A 1,781-nucleotide genomic window follows, 5' to 3' on the forward strand; every position below is an offset into this window, starting at 1 on the left:
GTACTTGTGCCCTATGGCGGAATTTTGCAAGCCTCTTCATTCAGTTGGGATATTATTCCATTAGGTATTGCTATTGCAGTACTCTCAAGCGCCCTGCCGTATACCCTAGAAATGATCACTTTGCGTAATATGTCGTCGCAAGGCTTTAGTATTATGATGAGTTTAGAGCCCGCAATTGCAGCATTAGCCGGATTACTCATATTAGGCGAACTATTGTCTATTTGGCAGTGGCTGGCAATATTACTGGTAATTATTGCCTCTGTTGGTAGCTCGTTTTCAAACGCAAAAAAACAGACTACTTAGTTAACTACCAAATAACCTAAATAATCTAAATAAAGTCACCACGCAACATGGTGACTTTATTGTGTTGTATCCAGTAATTTTTTAACTCACAGCCTTACTTTGCTTTTTAGTTGTAACCAAATAGCCAATCAACGAAATAAGCGGCATGCCCGTCGCGACCAGAGCAATACCTGTCCACCCGCACGCTTCATATAATGGGCTGGCAATAAGCGAGCCTACTGCGCCACCTACAAATATACTCGTCATGTAAATAGCGTTTAAACGCGCACGGCTTTGTGGCTCTAGTGCGTACACTGCACGTTGACCCAATACCATATTGGCCTGCACAGAAAAATCAATAAACACACCGGTTAATGCCAATACTATAATGCCGTAAGGTAACTCAAATAAGCTTGGTAAAAAGCACAGTGCTGCAATGAGTTTGGCCAGTAACGATAACTGATGCGTATAGCCCTTATCAGCCAAACGCCCAACAATGGGAGCTGCTACAGCACCTGCTGCGCCCACTAGTGCAAACAATGCTATTTCTGATTGGGATAAACCATACTCACGGGCAAGCACAACCGGTACGCTCGTCCAAAATAAACTGAACGATGCAAACATTAATGCTTGAAAAAGTGAACGTTGGCGCAGCACTGGTTGGCTAATCATTAACTGTTTAAGCGATTTTAATAACTTAAAATACGTTGTTTTATGGGTAGGTTGCCTGCTTGGAATAGCAAAATAAATTACGCCTGCAATAAACACCATACACCCTGCTGCAAAGTAAAATACAGCACGCCAACCAAAGTGATCGGCTATTAAGCTCGATATTGGCCTTGCAAGCAAAATACCTAACAGCAAACCTGCCATAATATTACCAAGCACCTGTCCGCGTTTTTCATCCGACGATAAATGCGCAGCAAGCGGAATAAGAACCTGAACAGACACCGAGCTTATACCTATCATCAAACATAAAATAAGCATTACATTAGGTGAATCAGCCAATGCCGTACCCACTAAACTTAAAAACGACACAGCGAGCGTTATAAGCATTAAGCGTTTGTTTTCTATTAAGTCAGCTAAAGGCACTAAAAAAAACAAACCTAAGGCATAACCTATTTGTGTAAGCGATACGATAAGGCTGGCACTATGCGAGCTTAACCCCACCTCTGGTGCTAGTAACTCAATGATAGGTTGAGCGTAGTAAATATTGGCAACAATAAGGCCGCAGCACAAAGCAATAATAGTGACGAGTGTATTGCTAAGTGGTTGCGCTGAAACGCCTGTTTGGGTCATGTGTATCCTACTTTACAAAAATAATAAAACCCAACCAGCAAACGCTGATTGGGTTTTTACAAAAAACTAAACTTTACTTAATTGGGGATGGCTGCCCATGTGGGCTTGAGCGTAAATACTGTTTAGGTGCAGTCACTGTAGCACCAAGCTCTGCAGCAACATGCCACGGCCAATGCGGGTTATATAAAATACCACGCGCA

At 42.4% G+C, this 1,781-nt stretch carries 2 protein-coding genes and 1 pseudogene; 1 reads left to right on the forward strand and 2 read right to left on the reverse strand.

Annotated elements, in window-relative coordinates:
- Positions 1 to 303, forward strand: a 303-nt coding sequence (locus L652_RS0101865; protein WP_024603230.1) for an EamA family transporter, incomplete at its 5' end; no start/stop codon positions are given.
- An 81-nt stretch (positions 304 to 384) separates the two neighbouring features.
- Here L652_RS0101865 and L652_RS0101870 read toward each other — a convergent pair.
- Positions 385 to 1,581: an MFS transporter gene (locus L652_RS0101870; protein ID WP_024597373.1), complete on the reverse strand. Its 1,197-nt coding sequence runs from the start codon at positions 1,579 to 1,581 to the stop codon at positions 385 to 387.
- A gap of 73 nt (positions 1,582 to 1,654) precedes the next feature.
- Positions 1,655 to 1,781, reverse strand: a pseudogene (locus L652_RS1000000124850) (oxidoreductase); the annotation flags it as partial.

The sequence above is a fragment of the Pseudoalteromonas sp. TB25 genome (genome assembly GCF_000497995.1).
Lineage (GTDB): Bacteria > Pseudomonadota > Gammaproteobacteria > Enterobacterales > Alteromonadaceae > Pseudoalteromonas > Pseudoalteromonas distincta.